This is a genomic window from Spirillospora sp. NPDC049652, from assembly GCF_040675125.1.
Lineage (GTDB): Bacteria > Actinomycetota > Actinomycetes > Streptosporangiales > Streptosporangiaceae > Spirillospora.
On record NZ_JBFAOF010000425.1, the window covers coordinates 1 to 5,792 of the forward strand.

Here is a 5,792-nt window from a genome sequence, read left to right on the forward strand (position 1 = left end):
CTGGTGCGGCTGCTCGGACAGCGGCTGATCCGCGGTGGCCGGAGCGGCGCGGCCGCGGGCGGCTCCGCGGCGGAGGCCGGCGGGCTGGACAACTCGGTCATGCTGGAGGTGCTGACCCGCCGCTACTACGGCAACAAGGAGCTGCTGGACGTCCGGACCGCGACCGCCTCGGGCTGCCCGTTCGTGGTCGCGCGGCGCGCCGGGTCGTCGGTGGTGTCGGCGGCGGTGGGCTTCGAGCGGCTCGGCGGCGCGCTGGACGGCCTCGCCGAACTCGCCCGCCCGGACGGCGCGGCCGGCCCGGCCGACGCCGACGCGATCGACGCCGACCCGATCGACGCCGACATCTACCTGTCCTGGGAGAAGCAGCCCGAGGACTTCGACGCCATGGCCGAGGCGCTGCGGCGGGTCCTCGCCCTGCACCCGCTGCCGGAGCGCGTGCGGCGGCTGACCGCGACCGTCGCGGGCAGCGGCGGCGCGGTGATGCACCACCACTTCACGTTCCGGCCGTCCCCGGACGGCATGGCCGAGGAGCGGCTGATCCGCGGCCTGCACCCCTACATCGCCCAGCGCATGCGGCTGGAGCGGCTGAGCGCGTTCGACCTCACCCGGCTGCCGTCCTCCGACGAGGAGGTCTACCTGTTCCGGTGCGTCGCGCGGGAGAACCCGTCCGACGAACGGCTCGTCGCGTTCGCGCAGGTCCGGGACCTGACCGCGCTGCGCGACCAGGACGGCGAGCACGTCGCGCTGCCGATGGCCGAGTACACGATCGCGACCTGCCTGGACTCGATCCGGCGGGCGCAAGCGCAGCTGCCGTCCGGCAAGCGGTTCGCGACCAACCAGATCGTGGTCTACGTCTGGCCGCCGAGCGACCTGACCCGCGCCGAGCTGGAGCAGATCTTCGAGCGGGTGCTGCCGACCGCCGAGGCGGCGGGCCTGGAGGAGATCCTGCTCATCGGCCGCCGGCGCGACGAGGAGACCGGCGAGCTGGGCAAGGTCGCCGTCCGGGTCCGGCTCGACGCGGCGGGCGGCGCCGAGCTGACCATCGGCGAGCCGCCGGTGGAGCCGGTCGAGCCGCTGGACGACTACCGGCAGAAGGTGCTGCGCGCCCGCTCCCGCAACACCGTGTACCCCTACGAGCTGACCGGGCTGCTGGGCGACTTCACCGAGCACGACCTGGACGCGGCGAACCGGCTGGTCCCGGTCGACCGGCCGAAGGGCCGCAACCGCGCCGCGATCGTCGCGGGCGTGGTGACCACGCCGACCGCGCGGCACCCGGAGGGCGTCACCCGGGTCGTCCTGCTGGGCGACCCGACCAAGGCGCTCGGCGCGCTGTCGGAGCCGGAGTGCCGCCGGGTGATCGCCGCGCTGGACCTGGCGGCCGAGATGCGGGTGCCGCTGGAGTGGTACGCGCTGTCGGCCGGGGCGCGGATCTCGATGGAGTCCGGCACCGAGAACATGGACTGGGTGGCCGCGGCGCTCAAGCGGATCGTGGAGTTCACCCAGGACGGCGGCGAGATCAACGTCGTCGTCGCGGGCATCAACGTCGGCGCGCAGCCGTACTGGAACGCCGAGGCGACGATGCTCATGCACACCAGGGGCGTGCTGGTCATGACGCCGGACTCGGCGATGGTGCTGACCGGCAAGCAGTCGCTGGACTTCTCCGGCGGCGTGTCGGCCGAGGACAACTTCGGCATCGGCGGCTACGACCGGGTGATGGGCCCGAACGGGCAGGCGCAGTACTGGGCGCCGGACCTGCCGTCCGCGCGGGACGTGCTGATGGCGCACTACGACCACACCTACGTCGTGCCGGGCGAGACCGGGCCGCGCACGGCCGCCACGTCCGACCCGGCCGACCGCGACATCCGGGACTTCCCGCACGTGGTCGAGGGCAGCGACTTCACCCGGGTCGGCGACATCTTCTCCGCCGAGCACAACCCGGACCGCAAGAAGCCGTTCGACATCCGCACGGTGATGCGGGCGCTGTCGGACCAGGACCACCCCGTCCTGGAGCGCTGGGCCGGGATGGCCGACGCCGAGACCTCGGTGGTGCAGGACGCGCACATCGGCGGACGACCGGTCTGCCTGGTCGGGATCGAGTCGCGGGCGGTGCCGCGGCGCGGCTTCCCGCCCACCGACGGGCCGGACGCCTACACGGCGGGCACCCTGTTCCCGCAGTCGTCGAAGAAGACCGCGCGGGCGATCAACGCCGCGTCCGGGAACCGCCCGCTGGTCGTGCTGGCGAACCTGTCCGGGTTCGACGGCTCGCCGGAGTCGATGCGCAAGCTCCAGCTGGAGTACGGCGCGGAGATCGGCCGGGCGATCGTCAACTTCGACGGGCCCATCGTGTTCTGCGTGATCTCCCGCTACCACGGCGGCGCGTTCGTGGTGTTCTCCAAGGCGCTCAACCCGAACATGACGGTGCTGGCGCTGGAGGGCTCGTTCGCGTCGGTGCTGGGCGGCGCCCCGGCGGCGGCGGTGGTGTTCTCCGGCGAGGTCAACGCCCGGACGGCCAACGACCCGCGGGTGACGGCGCTGCAGGCGGAGGCGTCGACGGCGATGGGCGCCGAGGCGGTGGAGCTGCGGGCGCGGCTGGCCGAGGCCCGCGCGTCGGTCCGCGCCGAGAAGCTGGGCGAGGTCGCCGCCGAGTTCGACCGGGTGCACAGCATCCAGCGCGCCGTCGAGGTCGGCTCGGTGGACGCCATCGTCAGCGCCGCCGAGCTGCGTCCCCGCGTCATCGAGGCGATCGAGCGAGGCCTCCGGCGCTGACGCCCGCGCGTGTCCGGGCCGCCCTCGGCGGCGGCCCGGACACGGGCCGGGCCCGGGCCGCCCGGGCGACTCGGGGCCGTCCGCCCCCTTGACAAGATCCACTACCGGGGTTGACTCTGCGTGAAGGATCATTCACCGGAGAGAGGGCGGGTCATGCAGAGCCTGGACACCGGGGGCGCCTACGCGGCCGCGCTGACCGAGACCGCGCGGCTGCTGCGCGAGGACGCGCTGCTGCGCGAGGCCATCGCGGACCTGGCCGCGGACGACGCCGAACACCACCACCCCGGCGCGGCGCCGAGGCCCCCGCTCACCGACCCCTGAGCCGGCCCGCCCCGGGCGGCGGGGACGGTCAGCGGTGCCCGGCGACGTGGGCGGCGAGTTCGGCCAGCCCCGCGGCGAACACCGAGTCGCGGAAGAACCGGGTGAGCCGGTCCGTCTCGGCCTCGTCCGCCTCGTAGTCGGCCCACCATTCGGCGAACGTCCCGCCCGAGGCGGTGACCGGCGCGACCCGGATCGTGGCCCGGTAGGCGCGCACCGGGAACGGGCTCTCCAGGAACTCGTAGGTCTGGGTGCGCGCCACCTCGTCGAGCCCGGTCAGGCGCTCCACGAAGACGGCGTCGCCCGAGGTCAGGCGGCGCACGGCCCCCACGGTCCGGTCGTCGCCCTCCCGCAGGACGCAGGTGTCCAGCGCGGGGTGCCAGGCGGCGATCCCGCCGAACGCGCGGACCAGCGTCCACACCTCGTCCACCGGGGCGTCGATGACCGCGCTCGCGTAGGCCTTGGGCATGCCGCCATCATCGCCCACCGGCCGCCCCCGCTCCAAGGACCACCGGACGCGGGCCGCCGCATCCCGGGAGCGCAGAACCCCGGAGTGCGGAGGCCGCGCTGATCAGGGACCCCGCCTCCGCGCGGCAGGGGCCGCGGTCGGTAGCGTCGGGAGCGTCGAAGGAGGTGGCGAGCCTGATGGCTGGCGGTAACGGTCGGGTGGCGTATGTGGTCGGCACGTTCGACACCAAGGGCGCCGAGCTGAGATACGCGGCGGAGCTGGTGGCGGCGGCCGGGACGCCGGTCCGCACGGTGGACGTCTCCACCGGAGGGCCTGGCGGCTCCGCCGGGGGGCCTGGCGGCGAGGGCGTGGACGTCACGGCGGCGGAGGTGGCGGCGGCCCATCCGGACGGCCCGGACGCGGTGTTCACCGGCGACCGCGGCACGGCCGTGACGGCGATGACCGTGGCGTTCGAGCGCTTCCTGGGCGCGCGGGACGACGTCGCCGGTGTGCTGGGGCTCGGCGGCAGCGGCGGCACGGCGATCGTCGCGCCCGCGCTGCGCGCGCTGCCCGTGGGCGTCCCGAAACTGCTGGTCAGCACGGTCGCGGCGGGGGACGTCGGGCCGTACGTGGGGGTCAGCGACCTGGCCATGATGCACTCGGTGACCGACGTCGCCGGGCTGAACCGGATCTCCCGGCAGGTGATCGGGAACGCCGCGCACGCGCTCGCCGGGATGATCGCGAACACGGTCCCGCCCGCCCAGGACCGGCCGGCCGTCGCGCTGACCATGTTCGGGGTGACCACCGCGTGCGTGACCGCGGTCGCCGAGCGGCTCGCGGCCGGCCACGACCCGCTGGTGTTCCACGCCGTCGGCACCGGCGGCCGGGCGATGGAGGCGCTGGTCGGGGACGGGCTGGTCGACGCCGTCCTGGACATCACCACCACCGAGATCTGCGACCTGATCGCGGGCGGGGTGTTCAGCGCGGGCCCGGAGCGGCTCGACGTGTTCGCGCGGACGGGCGTCCCCTACGTGGGGTCGTGCGGCGCGCTCGACATGGTGAACTTCGGCGCGCGCGCCACCGTCCCGGAGCAGTACGCCGACCGGCTGTTCTACCAGCACAACGAGCAGGTCACGCTGATGCGCACCAGCCCGGACGAGTGCCGCGAGATCGCCGCGTTCATCGCGGCGAAGCTGAACGCCTGCACCGGCCCGGTGCGGTTCCTGCTGCCCGAGGGCGGCGTGTCGGCGCTGGACGCGCCGGGGCAGCCGTTCTGGGAGCCCGCGACCGACCGCGTCCTGTTCGAGGCGCTGGAGGCCCAGGTCGAGCAGACCGCCGACCGGAAGCTGATCCGGTCCCCGCACAACATCAACGATCCCGAGTTCGCCGCCGCGCTCGTCGCGGCCTTCCAGGAGGTGTCCGCATGAGCTTCGCCCGCGCCGAACTGGTCGAGCGCTTCACCGACATGGCCCGGCGGGGCGAGCCGATCGTCGGCGGCGGCGCCGGGACGGGCCTGTCGGCCAAATGCGAGGAGGCCGGCGGCATCGACCTCATCGTCATCTACAACTCCGGCCGGTACCGGATGGCGGGCCGCGGCTCGCTGGCCGGGCTGCTCGCCTACGGCAACGCCAACGAGATCGTCCTGGAGATGGCCGCCGAGGTGCTGCCGGTCGTCGAGCGCACACCCGTCCTCGCCGGGGTGAACGGCACCGACCCGTTCCTGCTGCGCGGCCCGTTCCTGGCGAGGCTGCGCGAGCTGGGGTTCTCGGGCGTCCAGAACTTCCCGACGGTCGGCCTCATCGACGGGGTGTTCCGCGCCAACCTGGAGGAGACCGGCATGGGCTACGGGCTGGAGGTCGAGCTGGTCGAGGCCGCCCGGGCCGCCGACCTGCTGACGACGCCGTACGTGTTCTCCGCCGACGACGCCCGCGCGATGACCCGCGCGGGCGCCGACATCGTGGTGTGCCACATGGGCCTGACGACCGGCGGCGCGATCGGTGCGGAGACCGCCAAGTCGCTGGACGACTGCGTCGCGCTCATCGACGCGTGGTCCGAGGCGGCCCTGAACGAGCGCGACGACGTCCTGGTGCTGTGCCACGGCGGGCCGATCTCCGAACCCGAGGACGCCGCCTACGTCCTGGCGAATGCCAAGAACTGCCATGGCTTCTACGGGGCGAGCAGCATGGAGCGGCTGCCGACCGAGCGGGCCCTGACCGCGCAGACCCGGGCGTTCAAGCAGGTGCGCGCCTGACAGCGCCGC

Annotated in this window: 5 protein-coding genes; 4 read left to right on the forward strand and 1 reads right to left on the reverse strand. The window is 74.2% G+C overall.

The window, feature by feature from the left end:
- Together AB0J52_RS24090 and AB0J52_RS24095 are read left to right on the forward strand one after the other, a co-directional pair.
- Positions 1–2,766: carboxyl transferase domain-containing protein (locus AB0J52_RS24090; protein WP_500184338.1), on the forward strand; the 2,766-nt coding region annotated here is incomplete at its 5' end.
- A 153-nt stretch (positions 2,767–2,919) separates the two neighbouring features.
- Positions 2,920–3,087, forward strand: coding sequence for a hypothetical protein (locus AB0J52_RS24095; protein ID WP_500184340.1), 168 nt, complete (start codon positions 2,920–2,922; stop codon positions 3,085–3,087).
- A gap of 28 nt (positions 3,088–3,115) precedes the next feature.
- On the opposite strand, the gene AB0J52_RS24100 is transcribed toward AB0J52_RS24095, so the two are convergent.
- Positions 3,116–3,553, reverse strand: a complete 438-nt coding sequence (locus AB0J52_RS24100) for an SRPBCC family protein (RefSeq protein ID WP_500184342.1) — start codon at positions 3,551–3,553, stop codon at positions 3,116–3,118.
- A gap of 176 nt (positions 3,554–3,729) precedes the next feature.
- Here AB0J52_RS24100 and AB0J52_RS24105 point away from each other — a divergent pair, with 176 nt between their 5' ends.
- Together AB0J52_RS24105 and AB0J52_RS24110 are read left to right on the forward strand one after the other, a co-directional pair.
- On the forward strand, positions 3,730–4,959 hold the full coding sequence (locus tag AB0J52_RS24105) for a Tm-1-like ATP-binding domain-containing protein (RefSeq protein ID WP_500184343.1): 1,230 nt from the start codon (positions 3,730–3,732) through the stop codon (positions 4,957–4,959).
- A complete protein-coding gene (locus tag AB0J52_RS24110) occupies positions 4,956–5,783 on the forward strand; it encodes a phosphoenolpyruvate hydrolase family protein (RefSeq protein WP_500184346.1) in 828 nt (275 codons plus the stop codon). Before AB0J52_RS24105 ends, AB0J52_RS24110 begins: the two co-directional genes overlap by 4 nt.
- Positions 5,784–5,792: the final 9 nt, after the last annotated feature.

What these genes read in the sequence shown, in the direction of transcription:
- AB0J52_RS24095 (WP_500184340.1), top strand. Translation starts at nt 2,920, where the DNA reads ATGCAGAGCCTGGACACCGGGGGCGCCTACGCGGCCGCGCTGACCGAG.
- AB0J52_RS24100 (WP_500184342.1), bottom strand. Translation starts at nt 3,553, where the DNA reads ATGCCCAAGGCCTACGCGAGCGCGGTCATCGACGCCCCGGTGGACGAG.
- AB0J52_RS24110 (WP_500184346.1), top strand. Translation starts at nt 4,956, where the DNA reads ATGAGCTTCGCCCGCGCCGAACTGGTCGAGCGCTTCACCGACATGGCC.
- AB0J52_RS24105 (WP_500184343.1), top strand. Translation starts at nt 3,730, where the DNA reads ATGGCTGGCGGTAACGGTCGGGTGGCGTATGTGGTCGGCACGTTCGAC.